This is a genomic window from Nocardia harenae NBRC 108248 (assembly GCF_001612885.1).
Classification (GTDB): domain Bacteria; phylum Actinomycetota; class Actinomycetes; order Mycobacteriales; family Mycobacteriaceae; genus Nocardia; species Nocardia harenae.
The window spans coordinates 99,587-120,075 of record NZ_BDBH01000018.1; the positions used below are offsets into that span (position 1 = coordinate 99,587).

The 20,489-nt window shown below is 73.9% G+C and carries 14 protein-coding genes and 2 pseudogenes; 1 reads left to right on the forward strand and 15 read right to left on the reverse strand.

All coding sequences use genetic code 11. The features are described 5' to 3' along the window. The 14 genes and pseudogenes from NH2_RS27600 to NH2_RS27650 all read right to left on the reverse strand — a co-directional run bounded on the left by NH2_RS27600 (position 1) and on the right by NH2_RS27650 (position 19,005). Positions 1 to 1,317 (reverse strand): lysine N(6)-hydroxylase/L-ornithine N(5)-oxygenase family protein, encoded by a 1,317-nt coding sequence (locus NH2_RS27600; RefSeq protein ID WP_067660793.1) that lies wholly within the window; start codon positions 1,315 to 1,317, stop codon positions 1 to 3. After that, a complete protein-coding gene (locus NH2_RS27605; protein ID WP_067660796.1) occupies positions 1,310 to 2,848 on the reverse strand; it encodes a pyridoxal phosphate-dependent decarboxylase family protein in 1,539 nt (512 codons plus the stop codon). The genes NH2_RS27600 and NH2_RS27605 overlap by 8 nt, the downstream gene beginning before the upstream one ends. Next, positions 2,838 to 4,253, reverse strand: a complete 1,416-nt coding sequence (locus tag NH2_RS27610; RefSeq protein WP_067660799.1) for a condensation domain-containing protein — start codon at positions 4,251 to 4,253, stop codon at positions 2,838 to 2,840. The genes NH2_RS27605 and NH2_RS27610 overlap by 11 nt, the downstream gene beginning before the upstream one ends. Then, positions 4,250 to 6,490, reverse strand: coding sequence for a penicillin acylase family protein (locus tag NH2_RS27615; RefSeq protein ID WP_067660802.1), 2,241 nt, complete (start codon positions 6,488 to 6,490; stop codon positions 4,250 to 4,252). Before NH2_RS27615 ends, NH2_RS27610 begins: the two co-directional genes overlap by 4 nt. Then, the gene (locus NH2_RS27620; RefSeq protein WP_067660805.1) at positions 6,487 to 8,268 is read right to left on the reverse strand and encodes an IucA/IucC family protein; all 1,782 of its coding nucleotides are present in this window, start codon (positions 8,266 to 8,268) and stop codon (positions 6,487 to 6,489) included. Before NH2_RS27620 ends, NH2_RS27615 begins: the two co-directional genes overlap by 4 nt. 9 nt (positions 8,269 to 8,277) lie before the next feature. Then, a complete protein-coding gene (locus tag NH2_RS30420) occupies positions 8,278 to 8,838 on the reverse strand; it encodes a GNAT family N-acetyltransferase (RefSeq protein WP_439951796.1) in 561 nt (186 codons plus the stop codon). A gap of 33 nt (positions 8,839 to 8,871) precedes the next feature. Next, positions 8,872 to 12,264: pseudogene (locus NH2_RS27625) on the reverse strand (non-ribosomal peptide synthetase); the annotation flags it as partial. Between the two features lie 159 nt (positions 12,265 to 12,423). Next, complete coding sequence (locus tag NH2_RS27630; protein WP_067660810.1) at positions 12,424 to 14,163, reverse strand: ABC transporter ATP-binding protein; 1,740 nt, start codon at positions 14,161 to 14,163, stop codon at positions 12,424 to 12,426. Then, positions 14,160 to 15,821 (reverse strand): ABC transporter ATP-binding protein, encoded by a 1,662-nt coding sequence (locus NH2_RS30355; RefSeq protein ID WP_369690071.1) that lies wholly within the window; start codon positions 15,819 to 15,821, stop codon positions 14,160 to 14,162. The genes NH2_RS27630 and NH2_RS30355 overlap by 4 nt, the downstream gene beginning before the upstream one ends. Then, complete coding sequence (locus tag NH2_RS30360) at positions 15,803 to 16,279, reverse strand: hypothetical protein (protein WP_369690072.1); 477 nt, start codon at positions 16,277 to 16,279, stop codon at positions 15,803 to 15,805. The genes NH2_RS30355 and NH2_RS30360 overlap by 19 nt, the downstream gene beginning before the upstream one ends. Before the next feature lie 82 nt (positions 16,280 to 16,361). Then, positions 16,362 to 17,021: pseudogene (locus tag NH2_RS30365) on the reverse strand (siderophore-interacting protein); the annotation flags it as partial. Positions 17,022 to 17,030: 9 nt separating this feature from the next. Next, positions 17,031 to 17,816 carry an ABC transporter permease gene (locus NH2_RS27640; RefSeq protein WP_067660816.1) on the reverse strand — a complete coding sequence of 262 codons (786 nt, stop codon included), beginning with the start codon at positions 17,814 to 17,816 and terminating at the stop codon, positions 17,031 to 17,033. Beyond that, positions 17,813 to 18,550, reverse strand: coding sequence for an ABC transporter ATP-binding protein (locus NH2_RS27645; RefSeq protein ID WP_067660819.1), 738 nt, complete (start codon positions 18,548 to 18,550; stop codon positions 17,813 to 17,815). The genes NH2_RS27640 and NH2_RS27645 overlap by 4 nt, the downstream gene beginning before the upstream one ends. A gap of 26 nt (positions 18,551 to 18,576) precedes the next feature. Continuing rightward, positions 18,577 to 19,005 carry an MTB12 C-terminal domain-containing protein gene (locus tag NH2_RS27650; RefSeq protein ID WP_245650796.1) on the reverse strand — a complete coding sequence of 143 codons (429 nt, stop codon included), beginning with the start codon at positions 19,003 to 19,005 and terminating at the stop codon, positions 18,577 to 18,579. Between the two features lie 176 nt (positions 19,006 to 19,181). On the opposite strand from NH2_RS27650, the gene NH2_RS29125 reads away from it, so the two are divergent. Further along, entirely contained in the window at positions 19,182 to 19,340 is a 159-nt protein-coding gene (locus NH2_RS29125; RefSeq protein ID WP_157104005.1) for a hypothetical protein, read from the forward strand. 4 nt (positions 19,341 to 19,344) lie between these two features. Here the strand turns inward: NH2_RS29125 and NH2_RS27655 are convergent, their stop codons facing one another. Continuing rightward, on the reverse strand, positions 19,345 to 20,391 hold the full coding sequence (locus tag NH2_RS27655) for a hypothetical protein (protein ID WP_067660834.1): 1,047 nt from the start codon (positions 20,389 to 20,391) through the stop codon (positions 19,345 to 19,347). Between the last annotated feature and the right edge of the window lie 98 nt (positions 20,392 to 20,489).

A 20,489-nucleotide genomic window follows, 5' to 3' on the forward strand; every position in this document is an offset into this window, starting at 1 on the left:
TCAGTGGTCTCCTTGATCGAGAACGTCGTCGTCGGTGACGCCGAAGCTGGTGAAGGCCGTGTGCCGGGGCAGGCGGTAGACCTCGCGGCCGAGCACCGCGTTGAGGATCCGGGCATTGCGCACCGCGCCGATATCGAGGTTGGGCGCGGAGACGCCGACGGCGTGCGCCTCGGCGGCGGCCACGAAGAGCCGCCCGGCCAGTACGGGGTCGGCGGCGACGGAGTGGTCCCGCTCGATCACGAACCGGCCCCGGCCGTCCCGGTGCAGCCGGTCGGCGAGCGGGGCGAGGAAGCCCGGCTGCCGCGGCCGGTACCCGGTGGCGGCGATGACCAGGTCGGCGGTGTGCGCCAGCGCGGCGCCGGTGTCGAGGTGCCTGCCCCTGACCCGCAGCCCGCCGTCGTCCAGCGCGTCCAGCCCCTCGACCGCGACGCCCTGGCGCAGCTGCACCGGCTGCGCCTTCTCCAGCAACTGCCTGCGGTAGAGCAGGTCGTGCAGCCGGTCCAGCGTCGCCGCGGAGATGCCCTTGTGGAATTGCCAGTGCCCCGCGCGCACCCGGTCCCTGGTCTCCTCGGGCAGGCCGTGGAAGTAATCCATGTAGGCGGGGGTGGTCATCTCCAGGGAGAGCTTGGTGAAGTCGAGCGGGGCGAACCACGGGGTGCGGGTCCACCAGCGCACCGCGGGGCCGCCGCGCAGGTTCGCCTCCAGCAGGTCGGCCACGATCTCGGCGCCGGACTGCCCGGAGCCGATCACCGTCACCGCGTCCGCGGCGTGCGCGCGCTCCTGGTGGGTCAGGTAGTCGGCGCTGTGCAGCAGCGCGGGCGAGGTGGTCGAGAGCGCCTGTGGCACCGAGGGTTCGGTGCCGATGCCGACCACGACGTGTCCGGCCCTGATGGTCGAGGCGACGCCCGCGGTGGTCACCGACACCTCGAAGACCTGGTCCTCGTCCAGCCAGCGCACCTCCTCGACGGTGGTGCGCCAGCGCAGCGACGGCAGCCGCCGCACCACCCAGAGCAGGTACGCCTCGTACTCGCGGCGGGTCGGGAAGAAGTCCTCGCGCACCAGGAAGGGGTAGAGCCGGTCCACGTCGGCGAGATAGGCGAGGAAGGAGAGCGGGTGCGTCGGGTCGACCAGCGAGACCAGGTCGGAGAGGAAGCTGACCTGCAGCTTGGCCTCGTCGAACAGGAGCCCCGGATGCCACCGGAACTCGTCCGCGGAGTCCACCACCAGCACATTCGCGTCGTCCACGGTGGCGGCCAGCGCGGCGAGCCCGAGATTGAACGGCCCGCAGCCCACGGCGAGGATATCGACGTCACTCATGGCTCGGCACCATCTCGCCGCTGGGCTCCAGCGCCTCGGACTCGACCTCGAGCGCGACCCGGAGCAGCTCGTCGAAGAGCGCGTCGATATCGGTTTCCGCGGTCTCCGGGTTGAGCAGGGTGAGCTTGAGGCAGGTGCGCGGCTCGCCCTCGCCGCCGACCCGCACCTGGGTGCGGCCGATGAGCGCGGTGCCGGAGCTGATCAGCCGCCTGCGCAGCTCGGCATTGACCTGGTCCAGGTCGAGATCCTCGCAGCGGTACCGGAAGACGACGGTGGTGAGCGTGACCGGGGCGACCAGCTCCAGCAGCGGCTCGGCGGCGATCCGCCGCTCGGCGTACCCGGCCAGGTCGTGGCAGCTCTCCAGCATGGCGCCGAGGCCGTCGCGGCCGTAGGCGAGGAAGGTGGCGGCCACCTTGAGCACGTCCGGGCGGCGGGTGGTCTGCAGGGTCTGGCCGAGCAGCCCGCCGTAGCCCGCCTCGACGTCGTCGTCCGGGTTGAGGTAGGCCACCGAGCGGCTGAGCGAGGCGAAGCGCTGCTGGTCGGCGAGGAGCAGCACGCTCGCCGCGGCCGGCTGCCACCCCACCTTGTGCAGGTCGAGGGTGATGGAATCGGCGCGCTCGATGCCGGTGAGCAGCCCAGCGAGCCGGTCGGAGAAGAGCGAGCCGAAGCCGTAGGCGGCGTCCACGTGCAGCCAGACCCCGTGCCGCGCGGTGATCTCGGCGAGCGCGGGCAGCGGGTCGACGCTGCCGAAATCGGTGGTGCCCGCGGTGGCGACCACCGCGACCGGGGTGTGGCTGGCGCTCAGCTGGCCGAGCAACGCGTCCAGCGCCTCCGGGATCATCCGGTGCTCCGCGTCGACCGGCACCGGGATCGCCGCGGCCTCGCCGAGCCCGAGCGCGGCGCAGGCCCGGTGCACCGAGAAGTGCGCGATCCGGGAGCAGAGCACGATCGGGCGGTGCAGCCCGGCCACCCCGTCCTGCCTGGTGTTCACGCCGTGCCCGGCGGCGGTGTAGTCGCGGGCGATGAGCAGCGCGAGCAGGTTCGAGTAGGAGCCGCCCGGGCCGAAGACGCCGCCCGCGGTCTCGGTGAAGCCGGCCAGCCGGGCCAGCGCGTTGACGGTCCACTGCTCGACGGCGAGGGTGGCCGGGCCGGAGTCGTAGGTGTCCAGCGAGGCATTGGTGGCGCTGGCCAGTGCGTCCGCCACCACCGCGACGGTGAGCGGCGGCGGCTGCAGGTGCGCGGCGGTGAGCGGGTGGGTCAGATCGAGGCCGTAGGCGGCGACCAGCTCGGCGAGCCGGGTGAGCGCGGTGGCCGGGCCGACCCCGCGCTCCGGGATGCGCTCCGGGCCGAGCGCCTCGGCCACGGCGGCGAGCATGGCGAGCGGGTCGCCGGAGGGCAGCGGGGCGCCGTGGTGCCGCTCCCCGACCGCGGCGGCGAGCTGTGCCAGCCCGGTGCCGACCTCGGACCAGCCCGCGCCGGGACCGGCGAAGCGGGACGCTCTCCCCCACGGGAGCACGGATTCAGCTGACACGGGGAGTCTCCGTTTCACGATTCGGTTCGGTGAGCTCGCGCACCAGGGCCGCCACGGTGCCGTCCAGCGCGGCCGGAACCCGCGCGACCAGCGCGGTGAGCAGCGCGGCGGCGCGCCGCGCGACGGCGGCGTCGACGGCGTCGAGCTGGTGGTCGACCTCGAGGTGCACCCCGCCGCCGGGGGCCAGCTCGAAGGCGAGGGTGAGCGGATAGGGGGCGATGCCGGTGAAGACGGCGTCGCAGGTGACGCGGGCGCCCTCCGGCACCGGGATGCCGCGCAGCGGCGCGGTGCGCACCGAGGCCATGATCTCGGCGACCGGGAAGCGGCCGCCCGCGGCGCGCAGCGCGGTGAGCACGGTGCCGTAGTCGACCCCGGCGAATTCCATGGCCCGGTAGACCACGGCGACGGCGGCGCGCAGCGTCGCCCGCACGCTCGCCGCCGGGTCGACGGCGAAGCGCATGGGCACGATATTGCCGCTGTAGCCGACCCGGTCCGGGCGGTCGCCGGGCTGCCGGTTGTCGGCGGGGACGAGCAGCACGTGCTCCTCGGCCCCGGTGAGCGCGTGCACGCCGAGCGCGGTGACCGCGATGAGCAGCGCGTTGGCGGTGCCGCCGAGCTCGCGGGCCACCGCGTCCAGCGCGGTGACGGCCGCCGGGTCGACCGGTTCGACGAGCCGGGCGCCCGCGCCCTCGTCCATGGGCGCGAGCCAGCTCTCCTCGGCGCTGACGCCGGGCAGCTCGCCGGAGAGCGGGAAGCGGATGCCGTCGGCGGCCCAGGTCTGCCGCGCGTGCTCGACCGCGCGCTCGACCTGCGGGGCCGGGCGCTGGATCGGCGGCACCGCCGCGGCGTCCGGCCAGGCACCGGAGACGAGGGTGCCGAGCAGCAGCGGCCAGGAGGTGTCGTCCACCGCGAGGTGGTGCACCACGAAGAGCACGGTGACGCCGTCGCCGTCGGCCCGCACCCGGACCCGGAGCGGCGGCTCCTCGGTGAGCCGGAAGGGAATCCGGACCAGCTCGTCCGCGCTCGCGGCCGGCGCGTTCCACGCCCACTCCGCACCCGGTTCGAGCCACTCCCCGACGGTGCCGCCGGGCACCCGGCGCGGCACGCCGGCGTCGACGGCGACCACCGAGCCGAGCACCGCGGCCTCCCGCACCACCAGCTCGACGGCATCGACCAGGCCGGCAACGGTATAGGAGCCGTCGAAGCGGAGGACCAGCCCGATGGTGTGCGAGAGCGAGTCCGGGTCGAGTTCGTAGATCTTCCACATGCGGCGCTCGGCGATGCCGAACTCGCCGGTGTCCAGCCGCGGCAGCGCCGGGGCGGCGAAGCGGTGGCCGCCGGCCAGCCCGGCGGCCGCCAGCCGCCTGCGCACCAGCTCCAGCCGGGTGTCGGTCAGTACGGTCATGCTTCTCCCTGCGTGAACCGGTGGACGGCGGCGGCGTTCGCGCGCAGCACCGCCCAGTCGCTGACGATGTCGATGAGCTCGCCGCGGGCCCAGCGCGGCGCCTGGTCCTGGAAGTGCGGCGAGCGCGGGTCGCCGCTCGCGCCGAGCGGCACGATCCAGCGCCCGGCATCCCGGTCGGCGAGATCCCAGACGTAGCGCGCGGCCGAGCCGAACGCGCAGGCGTGCGCGAAGCCGACCGCGCTGCCATTGGCGAGCACGCACTCGCCGTCGCCGCCGAGCGGGTACCGGCCGGGCCGGACGAGCGCCGAGAGCTCCGGGTGCCGCGGGGTGGCCCCGGCCAGGTCCATGCCGTGGATGGGGGCGAGCACGTGCACCTCGCCCCAGGCCGGAGTGGTCTCCAGCGCGGCGACGGCCTCGGTCGCGGCGGTGAGCGCCGCCTCGATCCCGACCCCGAGCCGCGGCCCGTGCGCCAGCACCGAGTCGAGCGCGGCGGCGAGCCGGGTGCCCGCCACGAACCACGGGTCGAAGACGCGCGGGAAGGCGTGCGGCACGGCCAGCCCCGCGAGTGCCGGGTCGCGGGTGAGCGCGGCGACGAATCGGGACCTGACCTCGGCGAAGAGGTAGGCGTCGGTGCTTTCCGCGGCCATGGCGCGATCCCAGCTCAGGAGCCGCGCGCGCAGCTTCTCCGCGGCCGGGGTCAGCTCCGGGAGGTCGCGCAGGCGGTCGAGCAGCGCGGCGGCCTGGTGCAGCCGGACGTCACCGTGGATGGCCTCGCAATCGGCAACGCCGACAGCCGGATTCGCGGCGAGCAGGGTGTCGATCCGGTCGGCGCGGAAGGGCGGGACGCACTCGGTGGTGACCGGTTGCAGCGGGCCGGGGATGCGCTGGTTGGCGATGACCGAGTGGGCGGGCACCGCGGCGTCGAAGGCGGTGTCCCGCACCGATTCGGTGGCGTAGCCGCGCCATTGGTAGCGGGCGTCCCAGCCGGGCACCGGAAGCCAGTAGTTCTCCGCGGCCCGCTCCGGCATGCGGCCGGTGACGTGGTGCGTGAGCCGCCCGGCGGTGTCGCCGATGACGATCCGGTTGGCGGGCTCGGCCCACCCGCGCAGCGCCGCCTCGACCTCGCCGGTGGAGGTCGCGAAGAGCAGGTCGAGCGCCGGGTCGAAGGTGAGGCCGGGATCGGCGAGCATGGGGGTGCGCAGGCTCAGCGCGAAGCCCGCGTCCGGGCCGCCGATGATCACTGGGCCATTGCCGGTGACCACGATCTCGACCGGCACCGGGTCGGCGCCGCGCACCAGGATCCGCTCGGTGTGCACCGCCGCCGGGGCCGGGCCGTCCTGGGTCTCGGCGCGCACGCCGTCGGCGGTCCGGGTGAGCCTCTCCAGGTAGAGATCCTGGTAGTCGCCCATGGCATTGGTGATCCCCCACGCCACCGCCCCGGCATGCGCGAAGTGCGGCACCCCGGGCACGCCGGCGAAGGCGAACCCGACCACGTCGAATTCCGGCGCCGCCAGGTGGAACTGCTGGTAGATGCCGGGCAGCTCCAGGAACCGGTGCGGGTCACCGGCGATGAGCGGCGCGCCGCTCGCGGTGCGGGCGCCGGCGACGCCCCAGGCATTGCTGCCGGAGATCGCGTCGCCGAAGGTCGCCGGATCCGGTTGCGCTCCTTCGGTTTCGGGGAAGTAGCCGAGCAGCTCGGTGAGGAAGGCGTCGTCCGGAAGGGCGGGGACGGTCGGCTCGCCGGGGGCGACCCCCTCGCAGTCGAAGAGCGCCAGCGCGTCGATGCCGAGCGCACGGCAGGCGTGCAGCCGCCACAGCTTGGTCAGGAACCGGCCGAAGAGGATGTGGTGCACCAGGAATACCGCGATCGGGGTCCACGGCTGCCACGGTGCGGGGCGGTGATCGAACTCGGTCAGCTCGGGGGCCTCGGCGGTCGCCAGGGTGCTGTTCACGCCGTCCACGTAGGCGGCGATCAGCGCCCGGGTGCGCGGCGACGACGCGTCGTGGATGCGGCGGGCGGCGGCGTCCATCCGCGAGCGGCGGGCGAATTCGTCCCAGCCGACGGCGATTCCGCCGAACACCTCGGCGGTGCGGCCCTCGGCGCGCAGCCGCAGGAACTCCAGCTGCCAGGCCCGGTCGGTGCCGCAGGCGACGCCCTGCCCGTAGAGCGCGCCGGCCGCCGAATCGGCGCTGATGTGCGGGATGCCGTTGGCATCGCGGATGATCTCGATCGTCACGGGACCGCGACCTCCCGCTCGGCCGGCCGGTACGCGGCGATCGGATTGGCCAGGGCGTGATCGTCCGCCACCAGGGTGGCGTAGGAGTTGCCGAGGTCGACCATGCGCCGGTTGTTGCCGAGCTGCAGCCGGTTCAGGTGGATGGCGGGGAAGGCGGGGACGAAGGGGTCCCAGCGGCGGAAGCGGTCGGCGAGCTCCGGATGCCGGTCGCGGTAGTCGAGCAGGCTCGCCGCGACCAGTGCCCAGAAGCGGTCGTCCGGGAGCAGGCCATCGGCGTGCAGGATGAGCGCGAGGTGCCGCAGGAAGTCGTCGAAGATGTCGGAGAGCAGCCCCATGGCGCGGATCTCGTCGGGCTCCTCGGTCACCGCGCGGCGGGCCGCGTCGGGCAGCCCGGCGGGGTCGCCGAAGATCGAGACCTCCTCGCCGATGTCCTTGAGCACCGCGCGCACCGGCACCCCGGCGTCGAGCACCAGGATGAGGTTCTCGCCGTGCGGGGAGAACTTCAGCTCGTACCGGTAGAGCAGGTGCGCGATGGGGTGCAGATAGCAGCGCAGGTAGCGGGTGAGCCACTCCGCCGCGGGCAGCCCGGAGCGCTCGACGAAGGCGCGCACCAGCGGCGTTCCCTCGTGGTCGACGTGCAGCAGCGCGGCCATGGTGCTGAGCTGCTCGCCCTCGGCGGCCAGCGGGACCGGGCTCTGCCGCCACAGCGCGGAGAGCAGCTTGCGGTACTCCGAGCCCGGCTCGGTGAGCGCCGTGAGCTCGGTGTTGCGGTAGCCGATGGCGGCGACCTCGTACAGCACCGTGAAGCCGAGCTCGGCCAGGTACGGGTCGCTGGAGACGAGCCCGCGCACCCAGTCGTTGATCAGCGGGGTGGTGCGCATGTAATCCGCCGACATGCCGCGGGTGAAGCCCATGTTCACGATGGAGAGCGCCAGCTTCACGTAGTGCCGCTCCGGCGTCGCCGTGTTGAACAGCGAGCGGATGGACTGCTGCGGCTGGTAGTGGTCGTCGCTCACCCCGACCGGGACGATCCGCTGCTCGGCGAGGTCGACGGCGTAGACCCGCCGGATCCGCTCGGTCCACTGCCACGGGTGCACCGGCATGAAGTAGTAGGCGGCGGGGTCGAGGCCGCGATCGGTGAGCGCCGCGGTGAACCGCGCCAGCGTCTCGGTGCCCAGCTCGGCCTCGACCAGCCCCGGGTAGTCCACGCCGGAGACCGCGGCGAAATCGGTGTCCGCCCGGAGCACCGCCAGCCAGGGCAGCGGGAACCGGGCGCCCCACTCCGGGGCGTAGCGCTCGACGTCGTCCGCACTGAAGCCGAGCCTGCCCGCGTTGGCGAGCAGGCACGGGTGCCCCTCGGTCATGGCGCGCTCGATGGTCTGGAAGTCCGCGGCGGCCAGCTCGGCGGCCGGGATGCGCCGCTCGTCCGGGCGGCCCGCGCCGATGACCAGGGTGTTGCGGAACTCCTCCAGGTACTCCGGGAGCGCCTCCGGCGCGATGCCGAGCGCCGGGCCCAGGTCGATCACCAGGGCGATGGCGTCGACCGGCTGCTCGGCGCCGTCGCGGGTGCGGCGCAGCGAGGCCGGGTCGATGTGCCAGCTGTCCAGCGCGAGCACCTCGGCGCGGAAGGTGTAGGCGGTGCGGCCGTCGCCGGAGCGCACCAGGTACTCCCCCGGCGCCGCGACCTCGGGGCGGAGGAAGCGCTCGTGACAGAGCTCGGCCAGCACCTTGACCGCAATCCGGCGGTGGTAGGCGGGCCAGTGCGAAGAAGGGGTCACGTCGGCCTCTCAGGAATCGGTGCGCCGGAAGGCGGGGGCGAGGAAGCGGCCGTTGCCGGTGACCCGGACGAAATCGGCGCGGGTGCAGTAGCTGAGCCGCGCGACCTTGTCGCCCACCGGGTAATCACCGGCCACCGCGAAGCCGACCGCGGCGTTCAGCCGCTGCACCTCGAGGTTGCGGACATCCGGCTCCACCACCACCCGCTCCGCGCCGAGCTCGAAGAACGCGGTGCGCATGATGTGCAGCATCACCGCGCCGGTGAATCCGCTGAGCGCGCGGTCGGTGCTCGCCACCAGCAGGTGCATGCCGATGTCGCCGGGCTCGGCGGCGTAGCCGGTGCCCGGCTCGGCCAGCTCGCTGGTCGCCGGGTTGTAGAGCTCGAAGAGGAACTCGGGGTTGCCCTCGTAGGAGCCGATGCGCAGCCCGTACCTCGGGTCGCCGCCGATCGTCGCGCTGTGCCGGATGAGCTCCTCGACGTCGGCCACGGTGCTGGTGAGCATTCCCCAGTACGCGGCCTTCGGATCGGTGAGCCAGCCGTGCGCGAGCACCGCGTCCCGCTCGATCTCCATGGGCCGCGAGTCGAACGGGTAGTGCGGTGCGGCACCGGCGATCTCGTCCTCGACCTCGGTGTCGGAGAGCCGCAGCACGGCGAGCACGGTCTCGGCGACCCGGCCCGCGCGCTCGCCCTCCAGCTCGGCGATGCGCTCGGCCAGCCCCGCCACCGAGCGCCGCACGAAGATATCGGCCACCGTGAGCTCCGGCGCGTCCAGCCACTGCCGCGCCTGCGCCACGAAGGCGGTGGCGAGCACGGAATCGCCGCCGAGCGCGAGGAAGTCGTCGGTCGCGCCGAGCGGGCGGGCGGGCAGGATCTCGCCGAGCACGGTGACCAGCGCCTTCTCCAGCGCGGTGCGCGGCTCGACCGCGGCCTGCTCCGCGGCCCCGGCCAGCTCGCGGAGCTTCGCCCGGTCGTACTTGCCGTTGGCGGTGAGCGGCAGCGCCTCCACCACCGCGATGGAGCGCGGGATCATGTGCGGCGGAAGCACATCGGCGAGCGCGGCGCGCAGCTCCTCGCCCTCGGCCGCGCCGACGACGGCGGCGCGCAGCTCGCGCCCGTCCGACCAGGCCACGGCCGCGCTCACGGCATCGAGGCCGAGCAGCCCGGCCTCGACCTCGCCGAGCTCGACCCGGTACCCGCGCACCTTGACCATGTGGTCGGCGCGGCCGAGGAACTCCAGGAAGCCGCCGGGGAGGTAGCGGGCCAGGTCGCCGGTGCGGTACCAGCGCACGCCGTCGCGGGTCAGGAAGCGGTCGGCGGTGCGCTCCGGGTCGGCGCGGTAGCCGTCGGCGACGCCGGCGCCGCCGATCCACAGCTCGCCGGGCACCAGGTCGGGCCGGTCCCGGCCGGCGGCGTCCACCACCCGGCAGCGCACCCCGGCCAGCGGGGTGCCGTACGGCACGAAGGCCGCGTCCGCAGGCACCTGCGGCCGCTCGCAGACGGTGGAGTGGATGGCGGTCTCGGTGGTGCCGCCGAGCCCGGCCACCCGGCAGGCCGGACGCTGCGCGGCGACCCGGTCGAGCAGCGCCACCTCGACCTTGTCGCCGCCGAGCAGCACCACCCGCAGCGATTCCGGCAGCGGGACCAGGTCGAGCAGCATGCCGAGGATCGATGGCACGCAGTTCAGCACGGTCACCGAGTGCTCGGTGAGCAGCCGGGCCCAGGTGTCGACCCTGGTGTGCTCGTCGTCGCCGGGGACGACGACGGCGCCGCCCACCGCGAGCGCGGCGAAGATGTCGAAGACCGAGAGGTCGAACTCCAGCGAGGAGACCTGCAGCGTCCGGTCCGCCGCGCCCAGCTCGTACCGGTCCACCAGGTCGGTGAGGGTGGCCACCGCCGCCCGGTGCGGCACCTGCACGCCCTTGGGCAGCCCGGTCGAGCCGGAGGTGAAGAGCACGTAGGCGAGGTCGTCCGGCGTGACCGGCACCGGCTCGGCCGGGTCGGCGGCGCGGGCCGCGCCGACCTCGACCACCACCGAATCCGGCCAGGCCGCCGGGCGATTCGTGAGCACCGCGGCGGGCGCGGCGACGGCGGCGATGCGCTCCCGGCGGGCGGCGGGCTGGGTCGGCGCGAGCGGCACGTAGGCGGCGCCCGCGGTGAGCACGCCGAGCGCGGCCGCCACCTGGTCGCCGCCCTTGGGCAGGTCGATGATCACGGTGTCGCCGGTGCGCACCCCGGCCGCGCGCAGCGCGCCCGCGATCCGGCGGGCCTCGTCGGCGAGCTCGGCGTGCGAGCGGGTGCGGTTCTCCGCGACGACCGCGGGGGCGGCGCCGCGCCGCTCGGCGAGGGCGAGCACCCGGCCGTGCAGAGTGCCGTCGAAGTGCGGGGTCTCGGGCAGCGGGTGCTCGGTGGCGAGCCGCTCGGCGCGCACCTCGTCGGCGAGCGGGTCGGGGGCGGGCACGTCCCACTCACCCGCGATGAGCAGGTCGAGCAGCCGCACGTAGTAGCCGAACATGGCCTCGGCGGCGCCGGGCTCCAGGTCGGAGGCGCGCACGTCCCAGTTCAGCAGCAGGGTGCCCGCCAACTCGGTGACCTGGGCGTCGAGCAGCACCTGCGGGCCCTGCGAGACGATCCAGGACGGCTCGCCGAGTACCTCGGTGACGGCGGGCGAGAACAGCTCGCCCAGCCCGAGCGCGCTGGTGAAGACCACCGGCGCGACCACCGGCTCGCCGCGGTGCCTGCCCAGCTCGCGCAGCACGTCCAGCCCGCCGACGCTGCCGTGCGCGGCGGCCTCGTGCAGCGTGGCGCGCATGGTGGCCGCCCGCTCGGCGAGGGTGCGCGGCTCGGTGAGGTCGACCGCGACGAGCAGCGAGGAGGTGAAGTCGCCGACCACCCGCTCCACGTCCGGGTGCACCGGGTCGCGGTCGAAGAGCGGAACCGTGAGCAGGAAGCGCGGGCTCGCCGACCAGGCGCCGACCGCCTCCGCGAAGACCGCGGCCACCGCCGCCGCCGGGGTGGTGCCGCGCCGGTGCGCCTGCTCCTCCAGCCGCCTGCGGTCGGCGGCGTCGATGGCATGGTGCAGCCGCACGGTGGCAGGCTCGGTGCCGCCGCGCCGGGCGGCGTCGCTCAGCGGCAGCTCGGGCGGGCCGGGCAGGTGCGGAATCCGCTCCCGCCACCAGGCCAGGTCGGCCTCGCTCGGGACCCGGGCGGTGCGGGCCGCGGAGAGCGCGGGAAAGGCGACGCCGAGCGGGGGCAGCGTTTCGCCGCGGTAGAGCCGGGCCAGGTCGTCGACGAGCACCCGGTAGCTCATGGCGTCGGCGGCGATCATGTCCACGTCCAGGTGCACCCGGGTGCGGCCGCCGCCGAGCAGGCTGAGCTCGGCGCGCAGCACCGCGCCGTCCTCGATCGGCAGCGCGCGGTGCGTGCCCGTCCGCCTGAGCTCGGCCAGCGCGGCCTCGGGGGCGGGCTCCGCGCGCAGGTCGTGCAGCGCGATCGCGTCCCGGTGCGCGGCGCCGATCACCTGGGTGCCGTCGGGCAGCACCCGCACCCGGAGCATGGGGTGCCGCTCCAGCAGCGCCGCCACCGCCGCCGCGAACCGCTCCGGATCGGCGACCGCGCCGTCGAACTCGATGTAGAGGTGCGCCGCCACCCCGCCGAAGGCGTGGCTGTGCGAGCGGCCGATCCAGTAGGCGTGCTGCATGGGGGCCAGCGGGAACGGCGCCGCCGGATCCACCTCGGGGAGCGCGGCCTCGGGCTCGCCGGGCAGTTCGCCGACCAGCAGCGTGGTCCAGGCGCGCAGGGTGGGATCGGCGGCGAGCCGGGCGAAATCGATATCGTGCCCGCGCTTCCGCCACTTTCCGGAGAGCCGCATCATGCGCAGCGAATCCAGCCCCTGCTGGATCAGATCGCCGTCGAAATCCAGCGATTCCGGCGCGATTCCCAGCACCGAGCCGACCTCCGCCCGGATATCGACATCCGTCTCCGACCGCATGACCACCATCGACAACGCCTCTCGCAGAATGTGAACTTAGGTTACCCTAATTTGTTGCCCTGTCTACTGTGATGTGTTGCGGCACAACAGCTTTCACCTGGCACGGGCGCGCGGGGGTACCGCGCCGCTTCCGGCCCGTTCGACAGTTCTCTTTTCGGTTTGTGCGGGTCAGCCGAGGCCGGCGGATATCCGCCAGCCGGCGGCATCGTTCTGCTGCCACCAGAAATCGGCGAACCGGCCGGAGGCGGCGAGCAGTTCCTGCACGCTGCCGTCCTCGGCCACCCGGCCGTCCTCCACGAACAGCACCCGGTCGGCACCGGCGATCGTGCTGAGCCGGTGCGCCACCACGATGCGGGTCCGGCGCTGCGGGTCGTTGGTGACCGCGGCGACCACCGCCGCCTCGTTCTCCGCGTCCAGCGCGCTGGTGCCCTCGTCCACCGCCAGCACCGCGGCCGGTTTGAGCAGCGCCCGCGCGATCGAGACGCGCTGCCGCTCACCGCCGGAGAGCGCGGTGCCCGCCTCGCCGACCATGGTGTCCAGGCCGTCCGGCAGCCGCTCCGCGAACTCGTCCACCCGGGCCAGCCGGAGCGCGGTCGCGAGCCGCTCGGGGTCGGCGCCGGGATCACCGGCGAGCACGTTCTCCCTGATGGTCCCGGCGAAGAGGTACGGCTGCTGGAACACGACGGCCGCCGCGGCGGGCCGGACCGCCGGGTCGAGCGCGCCCAGGTCGGCGCCGCCGACCCGCACGGTGCCCGCGTCCGGCGCCTCCAACCCCGCCACCAGCGCGAGGATCGTGCTCTTGCCCGCGCCGGAGGGCCCGACGATCGCGGTGATCTCGCCCGCGCCGAACTCGAGGTCGAGCCCGGCCAGTACCGGGTCGTCGCCGTAGCCGAAGTGCACGCCGCGCAGTTCGACGGCGGCGCCCGCGGCCACGGCGGGCGGCTCGGTGGCACCGGACGCCGGGCCCGGCGCGTCGGTGACGGTCCTGATGTCGCGCAGCGTGTTCCGCGCGCTCTCCAGCCCACCGGAGAGGTCGCCGATGGCGGCGAACGGCTCCAGGAACCGGACGACCACGACGATCAGCGCCACCGCCTCCGGCAGCCCGATGCTGCCGCGCACCGCGAGCCAGGCGGTGGTGCCCGCCAGCCCGAGCAGCGCCAGCTGACTCGCCAGCCCGAAGAGCACCTGCCCCGGAATGCTGAGCAGCAGCAGCCGGACCGTCGCGCCGTGCTGGGCATCGAGCGCCGCGCCGGTCTCACTCCGGGCAGGCGCCACCCGCCGGGCCGCGCGCAGCGCCGCCTGGGTGCGGGCGAACTCCAGGATGCGCGCGGTGAGCGCGCTGTTCGACTCGGTGGCGACTCGGTCGGCGGCCCTGGTGAGCCGCAGCGTCGCGCCGAGCGCGCCGAGCAGCAGCAGCACCGCGAGCAGCGCCGCGACCCCGAGCTGCCAGGCGATGGGCAGCAGCGCGAGCCCGATGGCGATCGGCAGCAGCAGCCCCTGGATGACCGGGGTCATCAGGTAGCCGACCAGCCCGACCAGCTCCGGCCCGGTGGCGGCGATGGCCCGGCGGGTGATCGCCGCGTTCTCCTCGCCGAACCAGCGCAGCGGAATCCGCGCGACCTGCGCGGAGACCGTGCGCTGTGCCGTGTCGAGCAGCCCGAAGCCGAGGTCGAAGCCGACCCGGGAGGCGATCGAGTCCACGATCCAGCCCGCCGCGACCGCGCCGGTCAGCGCGCCCACCCAGGGCCACGCGGCGGCCGGGTCGGCGCCGAAGAGCGCGGTGACCAGCGGGACGATCAGTACCACGGCGACCGCGCGCAGCAGCGTGGAGAGCACGGTCAGCGCGAGGTAGCCGGCGAAGAGCCGGCGCCGGGCGGGCGGGATCAGGGCGAGAACGGTGCCGATCATCGCGCGAACTCCTCGGTCTCGGCGGCATTCCAGAGCTGGGCGTAGCGCCCGTCGGCGGCGAGCAGCTCGGGGTGCGTGCCGCTCTCGGCGATCCGGCCGCCGTCCAGCACCACGATCCGGTCCGCCTCGGTGACGGTGCGCAGCCGGTGCGCGATCACCAGCACGGTGCGCCCGGCGGCGAGCCGGTCCAGCGCCCGCTGCACCAGGTACTCCGACTCCGGGTCGGCGAAGGCGGTGGCCTCGTCCAGGATCAGCACCGGCGTGTCGGCGAGCAGTGCCCGCGCGATGGTGAGCCGCTGCCGCTCGCCGCCGGAGAGCGCGGTGTCCGCGCCGAGCACGGTGTCGTAGCCCTGCGGCAGCCGCAGGATGCGGTCGTGCAACTGGGCGTCGCGGGCGGCCTGTTCGACGGCGGCGAGATCGGCGTCCGGGACCGCGAGCGCGATGTTCTCCCTGACCGTCCCGTGCACCAGCTGGGCATCCTGGAAGACGAAGCCGACCCGGGTGTACAGCTCGTCCGGGGTGAGCCCCGCGATATCGCGGCCGCCGACCCGGATCTGCCCGGCGTCCAGGTCGTGGAAGCGGGCCAGCAGCGCGGCCAGCGTGGACTTGCCCGCGCCGGAGGGGCCGACCAGCGCGGTGACGGTGCCCGGCTCCAGGGTGAGCGTGATGTTCTCGACCACCGGGACCCCGGCCCGGTAGCCGAAGGTCACCTCGTCGAAGACCACCCGGCCCGCCGGCTCCGCGCGCTCGATGCCGCCCGCGCGCACCACCAGCGCGGGTTCGTCCAGCGTGTTCTGGATGTCGCGGGCGGCGAGCCTGCCCTCGCGCAGCCCGGAGAGGCCGTAGCCGATGCTCAGCAGCCGGGAGCCGAAGGTGGTGCCGAGGAAGAGGAACGGCAGCAGGTCGACCGGGTCGAGCCGGTCGGTGGTGATCAGCGCGGTGCCTGTCAGCGCGATCAGCCAGAGGAAGGTGACCGGGCGGGTGATCAGGTCCATCAGCGACTTCTTGCCGACGAACGGACGCTGCCAGCCGTCCAGGAAGGCGATGTAGCCGTCCAGGCTGCGCCGGAACGGGGAGGCCGCGGCGCCGCCGAAGACCCGGATCACCGGCTGGCCGTCCAGGTACGAGGCGGCCTCGGCGTTCATCCGCTCGGCCCAGCGCTGCGACTGCACGATCTTGGGCCCGGACTGGGCCATCATGGTCAGCATGGTGAGCACGGCGCCGAGCACCGGGATCAGCAGGATCAGCCCGAGCCGCCAGTCCACCCAGAACAGGTAGCCGAGCACCGCCAGCGGCGCCACCACCGCGGCGACGGCGTCGGTGACGGCGTGCGTCACCAGGTAGTGCAGGGACAGCGTGTTCCCGGTGACCAGCTTGCTCACCTGGCCCGAGCTGCGCGCGGTGAACCAGCCGAGGGGAAGCGTGGCCAGGGTGCCGAGCAGCCGGGCGCGCAGGTCGCGGCCGAAGCGGGCGTCCACCGCGTGCAGCCACAGTTGCAGGGCGGATTCCAGCAGGGTGCCTGCGCCGAAGAGGGCCAGCGCCCAGAGGCCGAGCGACCAGAGCGTGCCGGAATCGCTGCCCGCCAGCAGGTTCCTGGCGAGTTCGACCAGCAGGACGTAGGGGGCGAGCTGGAGCAGGGTCAGCACCACCTGCAGCACGCCCGCCGCGACGAGCTTCGGGCGGATCTCGGCGAACAGCCTGCTGCCCGCCTGCGAGCGCCAGCGTCCGGGGGTAGGGGTCGGTGCGCCCGCACCGGCGGCGGAACTCGCGCCGCCGGCCGCGCCGACCGTCGCCCCTGCCGCGGCACCGTTCGCCGTAGCGGCCGCGGCACCGTTCGCCGTAGCGGCCGCAGCACCGTTCGCCGTACCGGCCGCGGCACCGTTCGCCGTAGCGGCCGCAGCACCGTTCGCCGTACCGGCCGCAGCACCGTTCGCCGTACCGGCCGCAGCACCGTTCGCCGTAGCGGCGGTAGCGCGGTTCGCAGTGGCGGCCGCGGCGCCATCCGCCGCCCCCGTGCCTGTCTCGCCCGCCGCCGCGGCGACATCAGCCGCCACCGCACCGACGGCCGGGCGCGGCTGCGCGCTCCCCGCCCGCTCGGCGTCGCGCTCCGCGGCATCCCGCGACTTCCCCATGGACCGCCCGTGCACCCAGTACGCCTGGGCGTAGATATCGCTCTTGGGAAAGCCGAACTCCTTGAGCCGGGTCCGGACGTGCTTGAGCGACGCCGACTCCGGCCCGGCCCAGCAGTACCAATTCGCCCAGTCCCGTACCTCGAGCGCCTCGGCCAGCGCGGACTCCGAGCTGCGCGGTACCCAGTGCACCCGGGCCAGCGGGTGCGGGGTGAGCGGGATGAGCAGGTCGTCGTCGTGGTGCAACTCCAGGTACACCTCCACCGCGACCTGCGGCGGCACCGCGGCGAGGATGGTGTTGATGGCCGGGATCGAGGCCGAATCACCGATCAGCAGGTACCCGGCGGGCAGATCGTCGCCGACATGGAAGTTCTTCGAGCCGAACGACGTCACCTCGATGGTCTCGCCCCCGGTCACCCGGGTCGCCCAGGCGGAGGCGGGCCCGGCCGGCTCGTGCAGCACGAAATCGACGGCGAAGCGCCCGGTCTCCGGCTCCGCCTCGGCGATGGTGTACCCGCGCTGGAACTCGCTCTCGGACCCCGCCGGATCCGGGAACCAGAACCGCAGCCAGGCCGTCGGCTCCACGCTGATCTCGGCGAAGAGCGTGGGCGCGGTCAGCCACACGCGGAGCAGCCGGGGCGTGGTCTGCTCGGTGCCGAGCACCGTCGCGGTGTGGTACACCACGCCGAAGCCGCGGAGCACCGCTCCCTGGAAACCTCTGCGAGCCATGCCGTTCCTTTACTGGTCGTTTCGCACGTCGGCGCGGGTGAGCCGCACGGTCCCGGCGGCGAAGATCGCGACGCAGATCGCGGCGAAGTAGAGCAGCGAGCCGTTCTGCCCGCCGAAGGCGCTGTCGAAGGTGGCCATCTGCCCCACCCCGAGCTCCCCGTTCCGGAACGGCGAGAGCTGCTGCAGCGTGATCCCGAGATCGCCGGGCACGAAGGTGACGAAGGTTTCCACGCCGAATTTCCAGAGCAGCACGATCATCACCACCAGCCCCGGCTTGGGCAGCAGCGCGGCGAGCCCGAGCCCGAGCGCGCAGACCAGCACGGTGAAGAGCGGAATGCCGAGCCAGAGCCGGATGCCGTCGGCGGAGAGAATCTCCACCCGCCCCCAGATCTCCGGGAAGAGCAGCGGGAAGCCCCCGAGCATGACCAGCACCGTGAACGCCGCGGTGACCGCCCCGATCAGCCCGTACACCACCAGCTTCGCCACCGGAAGCAGCCAGCGCCGCGGCTGGATCCGGAAGACGATCTGCGCGGTGTCGTCCCGGAACTCACCGGCCAGCGCGGAGACCGCGCCGACCATGAGGATGAAGGTGGAGAAGACCAGGATCCAGTAGGCGGCATTGTCGGTGTCCATGCCACCGCCGCCGTTGAGCTGGTTGGACTCCACGGCTTTGGCGATGCCGAAGTTGAGCGCGGTGGGGATGAGCACCGCCAGCGGGAGCACGGTGTACCAGAGCGGGCTGCGCCGGGAGAGCTTGGCGAACTCACTGCGCACCGCGTCGATCAGCAGGGTCACCGCTGCGCTCCGCTCGCCGCGTACTCCACGCTGCCCCTGGTGATCTCCAGGTAGGCGGCCTCCAGCGGACGCTCGCCGGAGCCGCGGGCGACGGTCTCGTCCCGGCTCGCGTCCCAGAGCACCGCGCCCGCGCCCATGACCACGATCCTGGTGCCGGTGATCGCCACCTCGGTGAGGTCGTGCGAGGCCACCAGCAGGCAGGTGCCGTCGGCCGCGAGCCCGGTGAGCAGCTCGCGCAGCCACAGCGTGCCCTCGACGTCGAGCCCGTTGGCCGGTTCGTCCAGCACGATGGTGCCCGGCTCGCCGAGCAGCGCCGCGGCGATACCGAGCCGCTGCAACATGCCGTAGGAGAACCGGCCGACCGGGCGTTTCGCGGCCGGGCCGAGCCCCACCCGCTCCAGCAGCGCCCCGACATCGGCGCGCCTGCGCCCGCCGAGCGCCGCCTGCCAGCGCAGGTGCTGCTCGGCGGTGTGCCGCGGGTTGCGGGCGAAGGCCCCGAGCGCGAAGCCGATGGTGCCGAGCGTGCTCGCCAGCTCGGGCAACGCCGTGCCGTCGATCCGGATCCGCCCGGCGTCCGGGCGGACCAGGCCGGCGATCATCCGCATGACCGTGGTCTTCCCGGCGCCGTTCGGCCCGAGCAGGTAGGTGATCGCCCCGTCCTCGGCGGTGAAGCTCACCTCCCCGACGGCAACCCGGTCACCGAACCTCCTGGTGACGCCATCGACGCTGATCATCCCGCGGCCCCGCGCCCGTCAGCGGCTCAGTAGCCGAAGCTCGGGTTGCCCGCGCACTGCAGCTGCTGGCAGATGCGCTTCCAGTCGAACTTCCAGAGCCCGGCGTCCCGGATGAAGTGGTAGGTGGTGGTCTGTGCCGGGATACCGGCCATCAGGCCGTGCACGGTGACCGAGAGGGTGTTGCCGTCGTTCTGCACCGGCCCGATGGCGCGGCCCTGCAGCGAGAAGAAGTCCATGGTCCGGCTGTACTGCATGACCTTTTCCAGCTCGGCGCGCGCGCCCGGCCCGTTGTAGCTCACCTCGACCTTGGGGTCGATACCGATATTCGGGTTCCAGAAGGCCGCGAACTGGCGCTCCAGCTGATCCAGGCTCGGCTGCTCCGCACGCACGTACAGATCGCCCGCCTTGGCGTCGCGAATGGAGACATCCGCGGTGGCCGGCGCCGATGCCAGCACGAGACTCACCACAAATGCGGCAAATAGGACGATACTGGACCTGATGGTCTTGACCATGGCACACCTTCCGAACGGTCCCGAGAGGGAGAGGCGGTGCCACACGCAACCGCCGAGCGACGCCAACGATAACCGCGGAAAGTTTGGTTAGTCAAACCTAAGTATGGAAAGGGTCAAGCGTGGGCAAAGGAGCGGCGCTCACGGCCGGGTCGAGCGCGGCGGGCGGCCGCATGGCGCAGGAGCGCCGCACCATCGCCGGGGCCGAGCACCTGATCTTCTTCGCCGAGCAGGGCGGCAATGCCGTCAGCGCTACGCAGAACGACGCGGGCGCGCGCTGACCGCTCAGCCGTTCAGCAGCACGTCGGCCCAGCGGTCGGCGTCGAGCAGGACGGCGGCGGGCAGGCCGGTGGCCTCGGCCAGCGCGCCCGGGTGCAGCCGGTCGTAGGCGCGGGCGGCGGCGGTGGCATCGGCCGGGGGCAGCAGCAGCCAGTCGGCGGCCAGCCGGGTGGGGGTCCAACGCGGCGGGGTGTGGCCGGTGTCCTCGCGGACGTCGAGCAGGCGGTGCCTGCGCAGCCCGCGCCAGAGCTCGGCCCAGCGGTCGAAACCGGCGGCGGCGGGCGCCTGCTCCGGGATCAGCGGGCGGGGCAGCTGCGCGGCGCTGACCAGCGCGAGCACCGGTAGCCGGAAGGCGCGGGCGAACCACAGCCTGCGGGCGCCGTCGCCGCGCAGCTCGTACACCGGCCCCGCCGGGCCCTCGACCCGCACCAGCCGGATCGGCCTGGCGCCGCCGCCGAGCAGGAAATCATCGGTCCAGGTGCGCAATTCGGCTTCGGTACCCGTGGCGCGCAGGGTGCGGCAGAAGCCGGCCACCGACCGGCTGTCGTCGTCGGTCGGCTCGCGCGTGCGGCCGGGGACGGCGAGCACGGTGCGCGGGTCGATCCAGTCCAGGCTCTGCGCGCCTGCCTGCGGGCGGTCGGCGGGGAGGTAGGGCACCGGCGGGGTGCCGTCGAAGACCGCGATCCGCCCCACCAGCGGCGGCGATCCGAGGTCGGCGGCGATCCCGGCGCGCAGCCAGTCCTGGAGCTCGGGTTCGCTCGCCGGGATCCGCTCGCGGAGCTGAACCAGCCCGGCGCGCAGGGTGTCCCGCTGCGGGCGGTCGGCGGCGGCGCGCAGCAGCCGGGGCCAGCCGGGATCGTGGTCCAGGTGCCCGGCGCGCACGTGGTCGGGGTCGTCCCGCGCGGGCGCGAGAGAGACCACAGGCCCGGTGGTGGCGGTGGCGCCGTAGCGGCGCAGCAGGGTGGCCATGTCCTCGACGGTCGGCGCCCAGCCGCGCACCACCCGCTCCCCCACCCGCGCCTCGAAGACCCCGCGGACGTCACGCCACAGCATCGGCGGGCTCCGCGAGCCGGATCCGGGCGCCGGGGCGCAGGTTGGTCCTGGCGATATGGCCGTCGTAGTGCGCGAGCACCTTCGGGTCCATGATGCGG